The organism is Pantoea sp. GCM10028869, from assembly GCF_042666835.1.
Taxonomy (GTDB): Bacteria; Pseudomonadota; Gammaproteobacteria; order Enterobacterales; family Enterobacteriaceae; genus Pantoea; species Pantoea leporis.
In genome coordinates this window covers 700,247-718,791 of record NZ_JBHTGO010000003.1, presented here as the reverse complement: position 1 = coordinate 718,791, position 18,545 = coordinate 700,247, and the positions used below count along the sequence as shown (strand labels likewise).

At 55.7% G+C, this 18,545-nt stretch carries 18 protein-coding genes; 8 read left to right on the top strand and 10 right to left on the bottom strand.

From position 1 onward, the window contains the following. Positions 1-858: 858 nt before the first annotated feature. From ACFQW4_RS11185 to spy, 6 genes are all read left to right on the top strand, one after another. Positions 859-2,079 (top strand): aspartate aminotransferase family protein, encoded by a 1,221-nt coding sequence (locus ACFQW4_RS11185; RefSeq protein WP_377725335.1) that lies wholly within the window; start codon positions 859-861, stop codon positions 2,077-2,079. Next, positions 2,076-3,107: an arginine N-succinyltransferase gene (gene astA / locus ACFQW4_RS11180; protein ID WP_217546841.1), complete on the top strand. Its 1,032-nt coding sequence runs from the start codon at positions 2,076-2,078 to the stop codon at positions 3,105-3,107. Before ACFQW4_RS11185 ends, astA begins: the two co-directional genes overlap by 4 nt. After that, entirely contained in the window at positions 3,104-4,570 is a 1,467-nt protein-coding gene (astD, locus tag ACFQW4_RS11175; RefSeq protein WP_377725333.1) for a succinylglutamate-semialdehyde dehydrogenase, read from the top strand. Before astA ends, astD begins: the two co-directional genes overlap by 4 nt. After that, positions 4,570-5,898: an N-succinylarginine dihydrolase gene (astB, locus tag ACFQW4_RS11170; RefSeq protein ID WP_377725331.1), complete on the top strand. Its 1,329-nt coding sequence runs from the start codon at positions 4,570-4,572 to the stop codon at positions 5,896-5,898. Before astD ends, astB begins: the two co-directional genes overlap by 1 nt. Positions 5,899-5,943: 45 nt before the next feature. After that, positions 5,944-6,939, top strand: coding sequence for a succinylglutamate desuccinylase (gene astE / locus ACFQW4_RS11165; RefSeq protein WP_101764588.1), 996 nt, complete (start codon positions 5,944-5,946; stop codon positions 6,937-6,939). Between the two features lie 384 nt (positions 6,940-7,323). Further along, positions 7,324-7,821 carry an ATP-independent periplasmic protein-refolding chaperone Spy gene (gene spy, locus ACFQW4_RS11160; protein WP_137385657.1) on the top strand — a complete coding sequence of 166 codons (498 nt, stop codon included), beginning with the start codon at positions 7,324-7,326 and terminating at the stop codon, positions 7,819-7,821. A gap of 79 nt (positions 7,822-7,900) precedes the next feature. On the opposite strand, the gene cho is transcribed toward spy, so the two are convergent. The 3 genes from cho to ACFQW4_RS11145 all read right to left on the bottom strand — a co-directional run bounded on the left by cho (position 7,901) and on the right by ACFQW4_RS11145 (position 11,007). Beyond that, on the bottom strand, positions 7,901-8,761 hold the full coding sequence (gene cho / locus ACFQW4_RS11155; RefSeq protein ID WP_377725327.1) for an excinuclease Cho: 861 nt from the start codon (positions 8,759-8,761) through the stop codon (positions 7,901-7,903). 110 nt (positions 8,762-8,871) lie between these two features. After that, the gene (gene nadE, locus ACFQW4_RS11150) at positions 8,872-9,699 is read right to left on the bottom strand and encodes an ammonia-dependent NAD(+) synthetase (RefSeq protein ID WP_101764585.1); all 828 of its coding nucleotides are present in this window, start codon (positions 9,697-9,699) and stop codon (positions 8,872-8,874) included. A 117-nt stretch (positions 9,700-9,816) separates the two neighbouring features. Continuing rightward, positions 9,817-11,007, bottom strand: coding sequence for a multidrug effflux MFS transporter (locus tag ACFQW4_RS11145; protein WP_377725323.1), 1,191 nt, complete (start codon positions 11,005-11,007; stop codon positions 9,817-9,819). A gap of 192 nt (positions 11,008-11,199) precedes the next feature. On the opposite strand from ACFQW4_RS11145, the gene osmE reads away from it, so the two are divergent. After that, positions 11,200-11,535 carry an osmotically-inducible lipoprotein OsmE gene (gene osmE, locus ACFQW4_RS11140; RefSeq protein WP_007892614.1) on the top strand — a complete coding sequence of 112 codons (336 nt, stop codon included), beginning with the start codon at positions 11,200-11,202 and terminating at the stop codon, positions 11,533-11,535. A gap of 55 nt (positions 11,536-11,590) precedes the next feature. Here the strand turns inward: osmE and ACFQW4_RS11135 are convergent, their stop codons facing one another. The 6 genes from ACFQW4_RS11135 to hxpB form a co-directional block, all read right to left on the bottom strand. Continuing rightward, complete coding sequence (locus ACFQW4_RS11135; protein ID WP_101764583.1) at positions 11,591-11,974, bottom strand: DUF6515 family protein; 384 nt, start codon at positions 11,972-11,974, stop codon at positions 11,591-11,593. Between the two features lie 243 nt (positions 11,975-12,217). Beyond that, entirely contained in the window at positions 12,218-13,609 is a 1,392-nt protein-coding gene (locus ACFQW4_RS11130) for an L-cystine transporter (RefSeq protein ID WP_008102914.1), read from the bottom strand. Positions 13,610-13,759: 150 nt separating this feature from the next. Next, positions 13,760-14,350, bottom strand: coding sequence for a metal-dependent hydrolase (locus ACFQW4_RS11125; RefSeq protein WP_110866437.1), 591 nt, complete (start codon positions 14,348-14,350; stop codon positions 13,760-13,762). 140 nt (positions 14,351-14,490) lie between these two features. Next, a complete protein-coding gene (kduD, locus tag ACFQW4_RS11120) occupies positions 14,491-15,252 on the bottom strand; it encodes a 2-dehydro-3-deoxy-D-gluconate 5-dehydrogenase KduD (RefSeq protein WP_271459877.1) in 762 nt (253 codons plus the stop codon). A 13-nt stretch (positions 15,253-15,265) separates the two neighbouring features. Next, complete coding sequence (gene kduI / locus ACFQW4_RS11115) at positions 15,266-16,102, bottom strand: 5-dehydro-4-deoxy-D-glucuronate isomerase (protein WP_377725319.1); 837 nt, start codon at positions 16,100-16,102, stop codon at positions 15,266-15,268. A gap of 157 nt (positions 16,103-16,259) precedes the next feature. Next, positions 16,260-16,928 carry a hexitol phosphatase HxpB gene (hxpB, locus tag ACFQW4_RS11110; protein WP_101764580.1) on the bottom strand — a complete coding sequence of 223 codons (669 nt, stop codon included), beginning with the start codon at positions 16,926-16,928 and terminating at the stop codon, positions 16,260-16,262. 142 nt (positions 16,929-17,070) lie between these two features. Between hxpB and ACFQW4_RS11105 the strand changes: the two genes are divergently transcribed. Further along, positions 17,071-17,607, top strand: a complete 537-nt coding sequence (locus tag ACFQW4_RS11105; protein ID WP_222210521.1) for a YniB family protein — start codon at positions 17,071-17,073, stop codon at positions 17,605-17,607. Positions 17,608-17,611: 4 nt separating this feature from the next. On the opposite strand, the gene ACFQW4_RS11100 is transcribed toward ACFQW4_RS11105, so the two are convergent. Continuing rightward, the gene (locus ACFQW4_RS11100) at positions 17,612-18,505 is read right to left on the bottom strand and encodes a fructosamine kinase family protein (RefSeq protein ID WP_377725316.1); all 894 of its coding nucleotides are present in this window, start codon (positions 18,503-18,505) and stop codon (positions 17,612-17,614) included. Positions 18,506-18,545: the final 40 nt, after the last annotated feature.

The window sequence follows — 18,545 nt, the reverse complement described above, 5'->3', positions numbered from 1 at the left end:
TTTTTTAATTTTGTCCCCATCTGCGGGGTGAAAAGAAAATGACACAAAAGGTTCAAGATCGACAGTGCAATATATGTAACTAAATATTTCTAGTTAACTTTTTGTGTGATTTTTAATCTTAAATTCCATTATGTGGAATTTTGTATTGGTTAAACTTATCCATAAGACAACATGTGTAATGATGATTTTAATATTTATCTGTATGATTTTATTGAATAACCTTAAATTTAAAGATGCGTAAATAAAATCAGTAGCTTGTTCGTGAAATAGCACAAGCCTATGCATTATTGTTCAATAGCAAATATCTGAATCCAGCTAATCATTAGCAGGGTAATTATCGGCTTCATGGCTTTGTGTCCTTTTATTTCTGTTCTGATAATAACCCTGGTCACAAAATGTTATTTAGCTTTTCGCTTAACAATGAACTGGCGAAATAATATTCAATTCAGTGAGGGAAATGTTAAAACCCGATTAATTCGCGCCATGCTAAATTTGCACCGCGCTATCACTTTCCTGCACCAATCAGGCACATTGCGCCCCAAAAAAGTGCGTTTATCGCATTAATTTGGCGAAATATTTCCTGCCCGATCACAAAAGCAATATTTCATTTTGCCGATGCATAAATCCGCTAAATAAATTACTGCTATTCAGCCTGCATCAGACTGATATTCACTTTTTATGCAATTAAAGTGAATATCAGTACCTGTTAAGTTATTGATATTCCGTAGTGGTAAGACGGTTATGCATTTTTGCGGCTGGCTGGCACGCTATCTGCAATATACAGTAGAGCTGCCACTTAACATTTTTAACAATTTCAAAACAAAAAGCTTCACCGGGTGTGGAGCAGGAGAAAGGGCTATGTCACTGCAGGTTTCACGTCAGAATTTTGATCAATGGATGATGCCAGTTTATGCACCCGCGGCTTTTGTTCCGGTCCGCGCGGAAGGTTCAACGCTGTGGGATCAGCAAGGCAAAGAGTATATCGATTTTGCTGGTGGCATCGCGGTTAACGCATTGGGTCATGCGCATCCGGCGTTGCAGCAGGCGCTGATCGAACAGGCCGGCAAACTGTGGCATACCGGAAATGGCTATACCAATGAACCGATCCTGCGTCTCGCCAAACAGTTGATTGATGCCACTTTTGCCGATCGCGTGTTCTTCTGTAACTCCGGCGCTGAAGCGAATGAAGCGGCGCTGAAACTGGCACGTAAAACCGCACACGACCGTTTAGGTGCTGAGAAAAATGGCATCGTTGCTTTTAATAATGCTTTCCACGGTCGCACGCTGTTTACCGTGACAGCAGGCGGACAACCTGCCTATTCCCGGGATTTTGCGCCGCTGCCACCGGCGGTCGAACACGCTAATTTCAACGATCTGGCCTCGGCGGCCGCGCTGATCAATGACCAAACCTGCGCGGTGATCGTCGAGCCGATTCAGGGTGAAGGCGGCGTCCTGCCAGCCGATCCCGCTTTCCTGCGCGGACTGCGTGAACTCTGCGACAAACATCATGCGCTGCTGATTTTTGATGAAGTGCAGAGCGGCGTGGGTCGCACCGGTTCGCTGTATGCCTATATGCATTACGGCGTGACCCCGGATGTATTAACCACCGCCAAAGCGCTGGGTGGCGGCTTCCCGATTGGCGCAATGCTGACGCGTGAAGATCTGGCGCAGGTGATGGGCGTGGGCACGCATGGAACCACCTACGGCGGCAACCCGCTGGCGGGCGCAGTCGCGGGAAAAGTGATGGAACTGATTAATCAGCCGGAATTTATGGCCGGCGTGGCTGAGCGTCATCAATGGTTTGTTACGGCGTTGCAGGAACTGAACAAGCGTCTGCCGGTATTTAAAGAAGTGCGCGGGTTGGGTCTGCTGATTGGCGCTGTGCTTAACGATGATTTCGCCGGTAAAGCTAAACAGTTCAATCTCACGGCGGCCGAAGAGGGCGTGATGGTGTTGATTGCGGGCGCCAACGTGGTACGTTTCGCGCCAGCGTTGAACATCAGCGAGCGCGAAGTAAAAGAAGGTTTGGCGCGCTTCGAACGTGCCTGTGAACGCGTGCTCAAAGGAGCCACATCATGATGGTGATTCGCCCCGTCGAACGTGACGATCTCTCGCAGTTGTTGTCGCTGGCGGGCAAAACCGGGGGCGGCTTGACTTCGCTGCCCGCGGATAGCGAAACGCTCAAAGCCCGTATTGAGCGTTCGCTGCTCACCTGGCAAGGCGCGTTGCCGCCTGCCGAACAAGGCTATGTGTTTGTGCTGGCCGACAGCGAGGATAATCGCGCCGTCGGCATTTGCGCCATCGAAGCGGCGGTAGGTTTGCAGGATCCCTGGTACAACTTCCGCGTTGGCACACAGGTGCACGCCTCGAAAGAGCTGAACGTTTACGCCAGTTTGCCGACGCTGTCGCTGAGCAACGATCACACCGGCAGCAGCGAACTCTGCACGCTGTTCCTCGATCCCGATTACCGCGATGGCAAAAATGGCCATCTGCTGTCGAAATCGCGCTTTCTGTTTATGGCCAACTTCCGCGACCGCTTTATGCAACATGTGGTGGCGGAGATGCGTGGCGTCAGTGATGACAATGGCCACTCGCCATTCTGGGACAGCGTCGGCAGCCGCTTCTTCTCGATGGAGTTCAGCAAAGCCGACTTTCTGAGCGGCACCGGGCAAAAAGCCTTTATCGCCGAGCTGATGCCCAAACATCCGCTCTACATTCATTACCTGTCTGAAGCGGCGCAAAAAGTGATTGGCGAAGTCCATCCGAAAACCGCGCCCGCGCGTGCGGTGCTGGAGGCGGAAGGTTTCCGCTATCTCAACTATGTCGACATCTTCGACGGCGGCCCGACGCTGGAGTGCGAAATCGATCGCATTCGTGCCATTCGCAAGAGTCGCCAGTTAACCGCTGAGAGCGGTGCAGCCGATGAAAGCTGGCCGCTGTGTCTGGTGGCCAACGCGGATTTTCAGCATTTCCGCGTGGCGCTGCTGCCGGTGGATATGGCATCCGGCACGGTAAAACTGACTGAAAGCCAGCGCGCGGCGCTGCATTGCAACATTGGCGATCAACTGCGTGTGGTCACGCTGTGTCGCGAGGAGAAAAAAGCATGACGCATTTTATTCAAGGTCAATGGGTGACCGGCGGCGCTGACGCCCTGAGCAAACACAATCCGGTAACCGGCGAAACGCTGTGGCAGGGCAAAGCGGCATCGGCAGCGCAAGTGGCTGCGGCCTGCGAAGCGGCGCGCGCGGCGTTCCCGCAGTGGGCGAGAAAACCGTTTGCGGAGCGTCAAGCGCTGGTGGAAGGGTTTGCCCGTTTGCTTGAAAGCCACAAAAACGCGCTGGCGGAAACCATCGCCCAGGAAACGGGCAAGCCGCGCTGGGAAACGCTGACCGAAGTGCAGGCGATGATCAACAAAATCGCCATCTCGATTAAGGCCTATCACAGCCGCACCGGCGAACAGGCCGATGGCGAGAGCTCGCTACGCCATCGTCCGCACGGCGTGCTGGCGGTGTTTGGTCCGTATAATTTTCCTGGCCATCTGCCGAACGGCCATATTGTGCCAGCTTTGCTGGCGGGTAACTGCGTAGTGTTTAAGCCGAGCGAGCTGACGCCGCTGACGGCGGAGAAAACCGTGCAGCTGTGGCAGCAAGCCGGTTTACCGGCGGGCGTAATGGCGCTGCTGCAGGGCGGTCGTGAAACCGGCCAGGCGCTGGCCAATGCGGCACAAATTGATGGCCTGCTGTTTACCGGCAGCGCCGCCACCGGCTATCACCTGCATCGTCAGTTTGCCGGGCAGCCAGAAAAAATGCTGGCGCTGGAGATGGGCGGCAACAATGCGTTGATTGTTGAAGATCCTTCTGATCTTGATGGTGCGGTACACATCGCCATTCAGTCGGCCTTTATTACCGCCGGACAGCGCTGCACCTGCGCGCGTCGTCTGCTGGTGAAGCGCGGCGCGGCGGGCGATGCCTTCCTGCAGCGTTTGGTTGAGGTCAGTGCGCGCTTGCAGCCTGGCGCGTGGAATGCCGAGCCGCAGCCATTTATGGGCAGCGTGATTTCACCCACCGCCGCCGGACATATTTTTGCCGCCTGGCAACAGCAGGTGGAAAAGGGCGGGAAAGTGATGCTCGGCATGCACTGGCCGGACCGCGACAGCGCCATCATCACGCCGGGCATCATTGATGTGACCGAAGTGAAAGATTTAGCGGATGAAGAAGTCTTTGGTCCGTTGCTGCAGGTGATTCGTTACGACAGCTTCGAGCAGGCGATTGCTATCGCCAATAATACCCGCTATGGCTTGTCGTGCGGTCTGATTTCGCCGCAGCGCGCGCAGTTTGATCAGCTATTGCTGGAGGCGCGCGCCGGTATCGTTAACTGGAACAAACCGCTGACCGGCGCGGCCAGCACCGCCCCCTTTGGTGGCATTGGCGCATCCGGGAATCATCGTGCCAGCGCGTGGTACGCCGCCGATTACTGTGCATGGCCAATGGCGTCGCTGGAGAGCCCAAGCCTGGCGCTGCCGGGCAGCTTAGCGCCGGGCCTCGATTTCTCCGCGCAGGGGGCGAAATAATGCAAGCATTTGAAGCGAACTTTGATGGGCTGGTCGGCCTGACACATCATTACGCGGGATTGTCGTTTGGTAACGAAGCCTCGACGCGCAATCAGCTGCAGCCCTCAAACCCGCGTCTGGCGGCAAAGCAGGGTTTGCTGAAGATGAAAGCGCTGGCGGATATGGGCTACGTGCAAGGCGTGATCCCGCCGCACGAACGTCCTAATCTGCCGCTGCTGCGCCAGCTCGGCTTTGGCGGCAGCGATGAGCAGGTGCTGGCGCAGGCGGCGAAGCACGCGCCACAGCTGCTGTCTGCGGCCAGCTCAGCCTCGGCGATGTGGGTGGCGAATGCCGCCACGGTGTCGCCGTCGGCGGATAGCGCCGATGGTCGCGTGCATTTCACCGTCGCCAATCTGAATAACAAATTCCATCGCGCCATTGAGGCGCCGGAAACTGCCGATCTGCTGCGCGCGATTTTCCGTCATCCGCAGCACTTCTGCGTGCACGATGCGCTGCCGCAGGTGGCGCAGTTCGGTGATGAGGGCGCGGCCAATCACAATCGTTTCGGCAGTGATTACGGTGATGCGGGCGTGCAGCTGTTTATTTATGGCCGTGATGGTCAGCAGCAGGGCGCAACGCCAGCACGTTATCCGGCGCGTCAAACGCGGGAAGCCAGCGAAGCGGTGGCGCGGTTGCATCAGCTCGATGCGCAACGCACGCTGTTTGCCCAGCAAAATCCAGCGGTGATTGATCAGGGCGTGTTTCATAACGATGTGATTGCGGTGAGCAATCAGCAGGTGCTGTTCTGCCATCAGGATGCCTTTGTGAACCAGCCGCAGTTGTTGAGTGACATCGCCTCCCGCGTTAGCGGTTTCCAGCCGATTGAAGTGCCGCGCGATAAAGTATCGGTAACCGATGCGGTCAATACCTATCTGTTTAACAGCCAGCTGTTGCAGCGCGCCGACGGCGGTATGCTACTGGTGCTGCCAGAAGAGTCACGCCAGCATGCGGGCGTGTGGCGTTATCTCACTGAGCTGGTGGAGAGCGGCGGGCCAATCCGTGAACTGAAAGTTTTCGATCTGCGTGAAAGCATGTTTAACGGTGGCGGTCCGGCCTGTTTGCGTCTGCGCGTGGTGTTAACCGAAACCGAGCGTCAGGCGCTGAATCCGGCGGTATTGATGAACGATCGCCTGTTTGCCACGCTCAACGATTGGGTGGATCGCCACTACCGCGATCGCTTAACTCAGGCCGATTTAGCCGACCCGCAACTGCTGCGTGAAGGGCGCACCGCGCTGGATGAGCTGACGAAGCTGCTAGACTTAGGCAGTGTCTACGCGTTTCAGCGTTAACGCCGGGGTGAGAGGTTCGCCCCACGTCGTTAAAAAGGAGTGAACATGCAGGATTTTTTACAGCAGACCTTGTCTGGTGAGCCGCCACAGCAAAGAGAGGGCAGCAACGATCATCTCAGTTGGCAATGGCATAACGAGGGACTGATGTCCCTCACGCCGCATACGCCCACACAGCAGGCGCTGGTGCTCTCTGCGGGCATTCACGGCAATGAAACCGCGCCGGTTGAGATTCTCAATCTGTTGCTGACGCCACTGTTAAAAGGCGAGAAGCCGCTGGCAGTGCGCTTACTGGTGATTTTGGGTAATCCCGCCGCGTTGCGCAGCGGCAAGCGCTACCAGCAACATGATATCAACCGCCTGTTTGGTGGACGCTGGCAGCAGGTGGCCGATGTACCCGAAGCGCAGCGCGTGCTGCAGCTGGAGCAGGAGCTGGAGAGTTTCTGGCGCGCCTGTCTCGATCATGAAGTGCGCTGGCACCTCGATCTGCATACCGCGATTCGCGGCTCGTATCATGCGCGTTTTGGCGTAATGCCGCTGAATCCCAATCCGTGGCCCGAGGCGTTTATGCACTGGCTGGCCGCGGCAGAAATGGAGGCGCTGGTGTTCCATCGTTCACCGGGCGGCACCTTCACCCATTACAGCTGCGAGCACCATAATGCGGCGAGCTGCACGCTGGAGCTGGGCAAGGCTTTGCCGTTTGGTGAGAACGATTTAAGCCAGTTTGCTGGCGTACAGCGGGCACTGGCGGCGTTGCTGTATGGCGATGCCTTGCCGGAGGTGCGTGAGCAGCCTCGCCATTATCGCGTGGCGCAACAGCTGACCCGGCACGGCGATAAGTTTGTGTTGCACATGGGGCCGGAGACGCTGAACTTCACCGCTTTCCCGCAGGGCACGCTGCTGGCGGAGGAGGGTGACCGGCGTTACTACGTGCAGCAGGCGCGCGAGTATGTGCTGTTTCCCAATCCGAATGTCGCGCCAGGATTGCGCGCGGGGCTGATGCTGGTGGAGGAGAATGAACAGACGCAGGCGCTGGCGTTGTGATTTTCCCTCACCCTAACCCTCTCCCGCAGGTGGGAGAGGGAGCCGAACGAGCGAATATTTGGATTGAGTGACATGTGGCAGCGTTTCCATCTTCCGGTGGGAGAGGGCCAGGGTGAGGGCATCAACGCGCCGACATTTCCCTTCCTGAAAACCGACAATACCGTTACACTCCTCCTTAATTCCTGCGTTTTTCCCTTGATTGTCATAAACTTTTTCAATTCCTCACGCATTTCTTCTCTTTCTCTCCATGATTGCCTGATCTCTGTCTTTTATGCTTTCAGGGCTTTACTCAGCCTCTGAGTAGTTGACGTTCAGCGTCGTATGCTTGTTTCCGAAGACGCGACACAGGCTGTCGTCATTAAACTGATAAGTAAGGACAATATTATGCGTAAATTAACTTCTGTGTTCCTGGCTACCGCAATGGCTTTTGGTGCTGCAAATATCGTCCATGCAGCGGCAGACAACCTGACTCCGCCGCCAGCAGGCAGCGAAAAACCGATGCACAAGCCGCCGATGCGCCATCACGGTATGGAGATGATGTTTAAAGGTCTGAACCTGACCGATGCGCAGAAAGCGCAGATCAAAACGATTCTGCGTGATGGACATAAAGAGATGAAACGCCCGTCGCTGGAAGAGCGTCGTGCTGACCATGCCATCATCGCTTCCGATACCTTTGACCGTGCGAAAGCCGAAGCGCAGGCTGAGAAGATGACGGCGAATGCCAAAGATCGTGCGCTGCAGATGATGGAAACTCAGAACAAGATCTACAACGTGCTGACACCAGAGCAGAAAAAACAGTACAACGCGAACTTTGAGAAGCGCTTAACTGAGAAAGGCCCGCACGATGGCAAAACGCCACCACCGCCGGCTGATGCTGAATAAGTTCCTTCACTAACGGAATAGAGACCGCCGGGGTTGTCCATCGCATCTGATGCTTTGGGCAACCTCGGCGGTTTTGTTTTTACAGCTCGATCAGCGGGAACACGCCAGAAAGCAGCGGGCGGCAGAGAATTTTATAGCCGTCATGATCGAAGCCGTGCGAGGCGCGCTGCAGCTGGCGCGCTTCGGCCTCGCTGCTGACCGATCCCAGCCAGAACCAGTGATCGATCACATGGATTTGCGTAATCTTTGTCCCCGTTTCCACCATGCCAACCGGGCCTTGCCACGGCCAGCATTGAATGCGCATCTGCTCTAATGCCGCATGCAGGCGCTGCTGATGCTCAGCAACCGACTCGTTACCACAGCAGGCACCGGCGCAGCGTTTTAGTGCAGCGCGAAAACAGCCGCGTCCCGGACGCAACGACTCCAGCCCAAGCAAGCCGTGGCACAAGCGCTGCTCATCGGCGATGGCTTTTAGCTTCTCCAGCGCGGCAAAGCGACTGCGAAACAGGCCATAAAGATTGGGCGAGCGGGAGAAGTCGAGATCCTTTGCATACACCACCTGCGGCGCACCGTCGCCCAGCTGCAGCGAACAGAGCTGGCGGTTCTTACGCAGGCGCTTATTAAACAGCGGCTGTTGCGTTTTGATCATCTGCGCTTCCAGCAGCTGAGCGCCGACATCGCCAGCGGTCGGGATCCAGGTGACGCGCCGCGCCTGACGCAGCATTTTGGCTTCATCCGGCGCCCGGAAATGCGCCATCACCCGACTGCGCAGGTTGACGCTTTTGCCGATATACAGCGGCAGATTTTCGCTTTCACCGTGAAAGGTATAGACGCCCGGCTGGTTGGGTAAACCTTCCAGCCACTGACGTAGATGTTCGGGATATTGATAGATGGCTGCCGCATCGAAATCGAGGCGGTGGCTGGCTGCACGTCTGACCAAAGCACACTCCAATTACTGGTTGTCCATCCAGTGTATCAAACTGTGCTTTTTCTCGCCAGTCAGCGGCGATGAGAAAGTTTCCCGCCCGGACGGCGGGAAACGCCATGCACTTACTTCTTCCAGAAGTCGTCGAACACGGTGATCGGTGGACGACGTTTGTGCTCAGTTTTCAGATACCAGCCTTCGATGGTTTTTGCTGCGGCGGCATCGATGGTCTTGCCTTCCAGATAGGCATCGATTTGCTGATAAGTCACGCCGAGCGCCACTTCATCCTGCAAGCCAGGACGATCATCTTCCAAATCGGCGGTGGGATGCTTGAGATAGAGGTGTTCCGGGCAGCCCAGCGTTTTCAGCAGCTGTTTGCCCTGGCCTTTATGCAGGCGGAAGATCGGGTTGATGTCGCTGCCGCCGTCACCGTACTTGGTGAAGAATCCAGTGATTGCCTCTGCCGCATGGTCAGTACCGACCACCACGCCTTTGGTCATGCCGGCGATGCTGTACTGCGCTTTCATGCGCTCACGCGCTTTTTCATTGCCGCGCACGAAATCCGACACCGTAATACCCGCATCTTTCAACGCACGTTCGCTGGCCAGGATCGCTTCTTTGATGTTTACCACCAGCGTGCGATCGGGTTGGATAAATGCCAGCGCATCCTGACAATCCTGCTCATCGGCCTGCACGCCATACGGCAAACGCACGGCAATAAAGGTGTAATCGTTATCGCCGCTCTCTTCACGCAGTTCGCGAATCGCGGTTTGCGACAAAATGCCGGTCAGTGTCGAATCCTGGCCGCCGCTGATGCCGAGTACCAGCGTTTTCAAAAAGGGATGGGCTTTCAGGTAAGACTTCAGAAAATCAACGCTGACGCGGATCTCCTGCTGCGGGTCGATAACCGGTTTTACACCAAGGGCTTCAATGATTTCCTGTTGCAGTGACATGAACCTCTCCTCAAGTCAGTAGCCTGACGGCACAATGCGAATCATCTGCTAAAGCTAACGCCTCTCCCCACAAACAACAAGCCGCACGGCTGGTTGTTCAGATTATTTGCTGGCAAATCAGACGTTTTTTGCCTTCTGCACCAGCAGATTGAACGACACAATCGCCAGCATAAAGCAGCCAAAGATGGTGCCGGTCATGCTCGCGACCGAGGTGCCGCCCAGGCCGGTAATGGGTACGCTGATGGCACCAAAGGTGAACATGCCGACGCCAATCACCGCCGAGGCGCTGCCCGCGCGCTGGCCCTGGCTCTGCATCGCCAGCGAAGAAGCGGTGGTGGCGATCACGCCATTACTGGCGATGGTGAAGAACAGCGCGACCAGCAGAACTGGCAGCGCTGCGCCGGTAAGTCCCGCCAGCAGCAAGCAGCTCGACGCAACAAACGCCAGCGTCAGGCCACCTTTCAGTACGCGATATTCTCCCCACAGCGGACAGAGGCGTGCACTGGTTTGTGATGCAATAATCAGGCCGAAGCCGTTGGCAGCGAAGCAGAAGCTAAAGGCTTGCGGCGTCAGGCCGTACAGCTGTTGCAATACAAACGGTGAGGCGCCGATATAGGCAAACATGCCGGACATCATAAAACCTTGCGTCAGGCAGAAGCCCATAAACTGCCGATGTGTGACGACCTGGCCGAGCGCCGCCCAGGCGGAAAAAATCGAGCCCTGACTGCGGCGCGCTGGTGGTAAAGTTTCGTGCAATTTCCAGCGGGCAAGGAAGATCAGCAGGACGGCAATGCAGCCGAGCACCACGAAAATGCCGCGCCAGTTAAGCACCGTCATCAACGCGCCGCCCAGCACCGGCGCACCAATCGGCGCTAAACCGTTGACCAGCATCAGCAGTGCAAAGAAACGCGTCAGCTCATGGCCGCTGTACATATCTCGGGCAATGGCACGCGACAGCACCGCGCCGCCGGCGCCTGCCAAACCTTCAAACAGACGCGCCACCAGCAGCGAGTGGATGTCTTTTGCCAGCGCACAGCCAATCGAGGCAATAAACAGCAGCACCAGCGATAACAGCAGCGGACGGAGGCGACCAAACTTGTCGCTCATTGGCCCAAACAGCAATTGACCCGCACCCAAACCCAGCAAGCCAGCGGTGAGGCTCAGCTGCGCCGTGGCGGTTTCGGTGTGCAGATCGCGCGCCAGCTCCGGCAGCGCCGGCAGGTAAAGGTCGATACAAAGTGGCCCGAGCGCAGCGAGCAGGCCCAGCGTGATGGCATAAACCAGCCGATGAGAAGGTGCAGGTGTCATTAATCCTCTGTCTTTATTCATTGCTATAGGTATTTTTTCGCGGGTGATTATACGAACCGTAGCGCATCAACACAGCATTTTTACCAAATCCTAACGCTTCGGAATTTAGCTAAATTTATCCCATAAAGTTGATAAATCTGGATTTATGTTCCAGGCTAATTTCACACGGACAAAAAAACGAGGAACAACAACATGAATAAAGTGATGGGATGTATCGCTGCCGCTATGACGCTGGCAGCCCTGTCTGGTTGTACGACTTATGACAAAGCCGAAAGCTACGTAACCAAGCCGGTAGTGAAGGATGTTAAGAAAGGCATGACGCGCGATCAGGTTCGTCAGATTGCCGGCCCAGCGTCTACTGAAATTACCATGGTTCACGCCCGCGGCACTTGCCAGACTTACGTGATTGGCGAGCGCGACGGCAAACCGCAGACCTACTTCGTGAGCTATAACGATACCGGTCGCGTCATGAACTACGGTTTCCAGAGCTGTAAAGACTACGATACCGATCCGCAAGCGGCTCAGTAATCGCAGCAGAATAAGAAACGGCCCGTCATTGACGGGCCGTTTTTCGTTGTGGCGCTTATAAACCGTAAGGACGCGGCACTTCGATATACTCGCCGCCGATCTCGCGCTGGTAGTAATGACCTTCCTGCACGTAATAACGCTTGCCGTTGAAATCCAGCACGCGCATACCGCCGCCCGGCGGGGCTTCAGGCGGCTGCACCACCACATAGGTGTCGCCCTGACGCTGATAGTAGTTACCGTTCAGCATGTAATAGGTCAGACCGCCCAGCAAAACGGCGGTTGCTGCTTCGGGTAGGAAACGCAGCGGGCCGGGACCGCCCCAACGTGGACCTCCACCCCAATGCGGGCCTGGGCCGGGGCCCCAACCGCCGGGATGGGCAAAACTGATGGCTGGTGTTAATAAGGTTAACGCCAGCACCGAGGCGATAACTGTTTTCATCGGTGATTCTCCTGCTGTGATTAACAGCAGAATTGGCTTTACTAAGCGAAAACTCAAGCGAAAAGCGGCTGATTTTTCCTCTGTTTACCATGCTTAACGCTTTCCTGACGCTAGCGCCATGATTGGGTTGAATTGGGGAGGAAAGCGGGGAAGGCCGTCATAAACGGCGACCTTATGGAGCATATCGCGCAGGCATAAAAAAACGGCAGACCTTGCGATCTGCCGTTGTTGCAACTCATCAATTTAGCGGTGTGCCAGTTCGGCGTGCTCGTCGCTCTCCAGCACTTTCTTGTCGGTCAATCCGAGCCAGCGGCTGGTGAGTGAACCAGCGGTCATTGAACCATTAACGTTGAGCGCGGTACGCCCCATATCGATCAGCGGTTCGATGGAGATCAGCAGCGCGACCAGCGTGACCGGCAGGCCCATTGCCGGCAGCACGATCAGCGCGGCGAAGGTGGCACCGCCGCCGACGCCAGCCACACCGGCAGAACTCAGCGTCACGATACCTACCAGCGTTGCAATCCACATTGGATCAAACGGGTTGATGCCCACGGTTGGCGCAACCATCACCGCCAGCATGGTGGGATAGAGACCGGCACAGCCGTTCTGGCCGATGGTGGCACCAAATGACGCCGAGAAGCTGGCGATCGATTCTGGCACGCCCAGGCGACGCGTTTGAGTCTCCACATTCAGTGGAATACTGGCGGCGCTGGAACGGCTGGTGAAGGCGAAGGTGATCACCGGCCATACTTTACGGAAGAAGCGCATTGGATTGATGCCGTTAACCGACAGCAGCAGCGCGTGTACGGCAAACATGATCGCCAGACCGAGATAAGAGGCCACCACAAAGCCACCCAGCTTGATGATGTCCTGCAGGTTGGAACCGGCTACTACTTTGGTCATCAGCGCCAGCACACCGTACGGCGTCAGCTTCATGATCAAACGCACCAGCTTCATGACCCAGGATTGCAGGGTATCGATCGCTACCAGCACGCGCTCGCCTTTTACCTTGTCATCTTTCAGCAGTTGCAGCGCCGCCACACCGAGGAAGGCGGCGAAAATCACTACGCTGATGATCGAGGTGGGATTGGCGCCCGCCAGATCGGCAAACGGGTTTTTCGGAATGAAGGAGAGCAGCAGCTGTGGCGTGCTGAGATCAGCCACTTTGCCCACGTAGTTGCTCTGAATCGCGCTCAGACGCGCGGTTTCCTGCGCACCTTGCACCAGACCTTCAGCGCTCAGGCCAAACAGGCCGGTCACCAGCACGCCGACCAGCGCGGAAATCGCGGTGGTAAACAGCAGTACGCCAATGGTCAGCACGCTGATTTTACCCAGCGATGAGGCATTGTGCAGACGTGCGACCGCGCTCAGGATCGAGGCGAACACCAGCGGCATCACGATCATCTGCAACAATTGCACGTAGCCGTTACCGACGATATTGAACCAGCCAATCGACGCTTTCACGGTTGGGCTGTTTTCGCCATAGATGGTTTGCAGCGCCAGACCAAAGGCCACACCGAAAACCAAACCGGTCAGCACGCGTTTGGACAGGCTCCAGCTTTGGTTGCCAATCCGATTCAGCAGAATCAGGAGTGCGATAAACGCCACGATATTAATAATGAGGGGAAAATCCATGCTCAACTCCAGAGTGTGACACGCCATCCTGGGATGGCACGAAAAACAGTAAGTCCCCGTTAGGGAATATTTGGAATGTTATCAGTTCAGCGTGGGGCGGGCTTATACCCAAAAAGAATGCTTTATAACTTTAACGCTTGATTCGACTTCTTATTGACCGTTTTGACCATTAACCAACCGACCGACGCCATTTTGTAGCGTATTGAACAGTTGCTCCGGCCAGCCGTTGGCACCAAAAGAGGGCATGCCGGGCGGGAACCACAACGCATAACCGACCAGCGCCAGACAAAGTGCGCGCTCCAGCTGGTTACCTTTTTGACTATTCAGGATGGGCAAACGGAAGCGCCAGCGGCAGGGCCACAGCAGCGGCACGCCGGCGGGCGTGAGCATATCGGCGACAATATGGCTGAGATAGCCGAGCGTCATGCCTTGCAGCACGTCGGCGGGAAGAAACCAGTCGGCGGGCACATTGATCTGGAATAGCCACAAACTCACCGCCACCGCCAGCAAACTGTGGGTAAAACCGCGATGACCAAAGATGCGGGCGATGGGATGCGATAGCCACCTTAAGCGCTGGCCAAGCACGGATTTAGGGTGATCGATATCGGGCAGCAGGCAGGTTAACAGCGCAGCAGGCACTAAATGCCACCAGTCGGCGCTGGCCAATACTGGCGTCAGCTCCGCGCGCTTGGCAAAAATGGCGCTGGCAATGGCAAAAATGATATGGCCTTCGGCCGTCATGATGAAACCTGGCTGCATAAAACTGTCGATGCATCCAGTATAGGGATTTATCCAGTGAATGAGAATGGTGACGCTGTAACGAAGCGTTAATATTTTTCACTTTCCCGCGTCACAATGACGCGGGAAAAGAACGGGTTAGCCTAGCGCGCTAACCATCCGCCGTCGACGGCCAACGTATAACCTTGCACATAGTCGGAGGCGCCGGAGGCGAGGAACACAATCGGGCCCATCATGTCGTCCGGGATGCCCCAGCGACCTGATGGAATGCGGCCTAAAATCTCCTCGTTGCGTGACTCATCGCTGCGCAGCTGTTCCGTGTTATTGGTGGCCATGTAGCCCGGTGCAATGGCGTTAACATTGATGCCGTGCTTCGCCCATTCGTTGGCCATCAAACGGGTTAACCCCATCACTGCGCTTTTTGATGCGGTATAAGAAGGCACGCGAATGCCGCCCTGGAACGACAGCATCGAGGCGATATTGATGATCTTGCCGCCATTACCTTGCGCGATAAACTGCCGGGCGACCTGCTGTGACAGGAAGAACAGACTTTTGCTGTTGATGTTCATCACATCATCCCAATCCTGCTCGCTGAAGTTGAGTGCATCTTCGCGACGAATGATGCCGGCGTTATTCACCAGGATATCAATGCGACCGGCAAGCGCCACCGCCTGTTCAACAATTTGCGGCACGATGGATGGCTTGGTCAGATCGGCCTGAATTGACCAAAAACGGCGGCCTAACGCCTCAACTTTGGCCTGCGTATCATCCGGTCCGGCGCGGTTAACGCCAATAATGTCACATCCCGCCTGCGCCAGACCCAGCGCCATACCTTGTCCTAAACCGGTATTGCAGCCGGTGACCAGCGCGATTTTGCCTGCAAGATTAAATGCGTTGAGTATCATGATTCGCTCCTTGTTAGCGCAGTGCGCTGATGTTGACGTGGTCCATGTCATCAAATACCTGGTTTTCGCCCACCATGCCCCAGATAAAGGTATAGCGCTGCGTTCCCACGCCCGCATGAATCGACCAGCTCGGTGAAATCACCGCTTGCTCGTTATGGACCAATAGATGACGCGTCTCCTGCGGCTGGCCCATCATGTGGAACACGGCGCTGTCGTCGGCCATATCGAAATAGAAATAGACTTCCATGCGACGTTCGTGGGTGTGACACGGCATGGTGTTCCACAAGTTGCCGTCATCAAGGCGGGTTAATCCCATGGTTAACTGGCAGGTTGGCAACACGTCGGGCACGATGAATTTGTTAATGGTGCGGCGGTTCGAGGTGGCCGCGTCGCCGAGCGTGGCTTTCACTGCCTCGTCGAGGGTGATTTTTTTGTCTGGATAATGGGTGTGTGCCGGCGCGCTATTGTAGTAAAACTTCGCCGGGCGGCTGGCATCGCTGCTGCGGAAAACCACGCTCTGCGCGCCTTGTCCGACATACAACGCTTCCTGCTGACCAATCTCCCAGGTTTTGCCATCCACTTCAATCACCCCGGGTCCGCCGATGTTGATTACGCCGAGTTCGCGGCGTTCGAGAAAGTAACTTACGCCCAGCTGCTTACCTACTTCATGGCCGATAGTCACCGGTTTCTGCACCGGCATCACACCGCCGATAATGATGCGATCGATATGGCTGTAAGTGAGGGTGTAATTGTCGGCGTCGAAAATCTTGTCGATCAGAAACTCACGGCGTAAGCCGTCCGTGTCCAGGGTTTTGGCATGCTCGCTATGAATGCTTTGACGAATGTCCATCTCAGGCCTCTCAAGAGTCAAAGGAAGTGGTCCCGATGCGGGTCTTTGGGCATCTTAGGCAGGATGAGATGTGAATTCAATAAAAATGAAACGATGTTTTATTTATTTGCGTGCGCGATCAAGTTGCATAAAAAAGCCCGCGTTAAGCGGGCTGCGATTAACCGTGCAGATGTTCGGGTTTGAGCTGGGTTAAATCATCAAGAATCACATTGGCCAGCGCCCAACGCGCATCTTCACGATGCTCGGCCGCCGGCACCACAATTGAACGCATGCGTGCGGCTTTGGTAGCGATCATGCCGTTGAAAGAATCTTCCAGCGTGACGCAGTTAAGCGGATCGATACCCAGTTTGGCTGCGGCGTCGAGATAGACCTGCGGATGCGGCTTGCTGTACGGCAGCGCTTCCGCGGACGCCAGCACATCAAAGTATTTGCGCAGGTCAAACATCTCCAGCACTCGCTCCAGCATGTGCAGCGGCGAGGCGGAGGCGAGGCCGATTTTCAAACCTTGCTGCTGGCACAGTTGCAGCGCCTGCTCCACGCCAGGCAGCAGCGGACGCGTCTCTTCCACCAGCGCCAGCGCGCGGGCGATGATGCGTTGCGTCACTTCCTGTTGATCCGGACCGCTCCACGGCAGCGCTTCAAACCACATGCGCACGGTTTGATCGATGCGCAGACCCAGTGTATCGGGCAACTCGTGGCGGCGGGTGATATCCACGCCAAGGCTGGCGAAAATATCCAGTTCCGCGCGATCCCACAGCGGTTCTGAGTCGATCAACAATCCATCCATATCAAAGATGGCGGCCAATACAGGACGACGATATGACATATAACTGCTCCCTTAGAAATTTGGCTTACCATAGCACGAGAGCCGGATAAAGCCGACTTGCGGCAGGCCACGCATTTTTCAGGAAAAATTGCAGTAGTGCAGGTAGACTTAGGCAAAACTATTTTTGGTTCAGGGAGACACCATGACTTACCAACAGGCTGGCCGCATCGCCATCCTTAAGCGAGTGGCTGGCTGGGTGATTTTTATACCCGCATTGTTATCCACGATTATTTCGCTGCTGGGCTTTATGTTTAAGCACAGTGAAAAGCAGCCGGGCATCGATGCCGTGATGCTCGATTTTGTGCATGTCATGGTCGACATGGTGAAGTTCAATACGCCGTTTCTCAATGTGTTTTGGCAGAACTCTCCGGTGCCGGAATTTAACGGTGGCGCGAATATCGGGTTTTGGCTGATCTACATCCTGATCTTTATCGGCATTGCGCTGCAGGCTTCAGGTGCGCGCATGTGGCGTCAGTCGCGCCATATTAAAGAGGGAATTGAAGATCAGCTGATCATGGAACAGGCCAAAGGCAGTGAAGGGCGCACGCGAGCGCAGCTGGAAGAGAAAATCCACATCCCGCGTCACACCATTTTCTTGCAGATTTTCCCGCTCTATATCCTGCCGATCATTATCGCTATCGCGGGCTACTTTGTGCTGAAACTGCTCGGCATGCTGTAACACGTCAGGCCGGTCTGGCCTGACGTCCGCCCAACACATCTTCATCTAACAACTGGCCGATGGCGAACTGCGCTTCGCCCGTCCAGTTGCCGCCGAAAACATTGGCGCGATTCAGCAGGTAATAGAGCTGATACACCGGCTGACGCTGCGAGAATCCGTCTTCCAGTGGCCAAATCGCCTGGTAGCCATCATAGATCTGGCGCGGCAAATCGGCGTAGTAACTCAGCATCGCTAAATCGCATTCGCGATCACCCCAATAGCAGGCGGGATCAAACAACCACGGACCCTCTGCGCTGCCGGCGCAGTTGGCGGGCCACAAATCGCCGTGTAATAAAGAAGGTTGCGGATGGTGGTTGGCTAACGTGCGCTGCACACAATCAACAATCAGTTCGGTATCGCCATAGTGCACGCCTTTTTCCGCGGCCAGTTGCAGCTGCCAGCCGATGCGCTGCTCAGCGAAGAACACTGACCAGCGGCGTAACCAGCTATTCGGCTGAGGTGAGGTGGTGATGTTGTTGTCGAAATCGAGACCAAATTGCGGTTGCTCGCTCCATTGGTGTAGATGCGCCAACTGCTGGCCGAGCTGGAAAGCGCTCTGTGCGGTAAAGGGATGAGGCGGAATATATTCCAGCAGCAGGAAGCTGGTATCACGATCATTGCCAACGCCATAAACTTTCGGGACGCGAACGGTTTGCGTGCGCGCCAGCAGGTCGAGTTGATCGGCTTCCCAACTGAACAAGGTGAGCATATCGCGGGTGTTACATTTGACGAACACATCCAACTCGCCATAGCGGATGCGCCAGGCGGGATGGACATCGCCACCGGGAAGTTCCTGACGGTCGGTGATTTCGGCATCACCGGCGTACTCGCTTAACAGACGACTAATGGCTGACCACATCGGGTAATCCTCTTTGTTCGCTGCGTGAGTTCGATTGTAA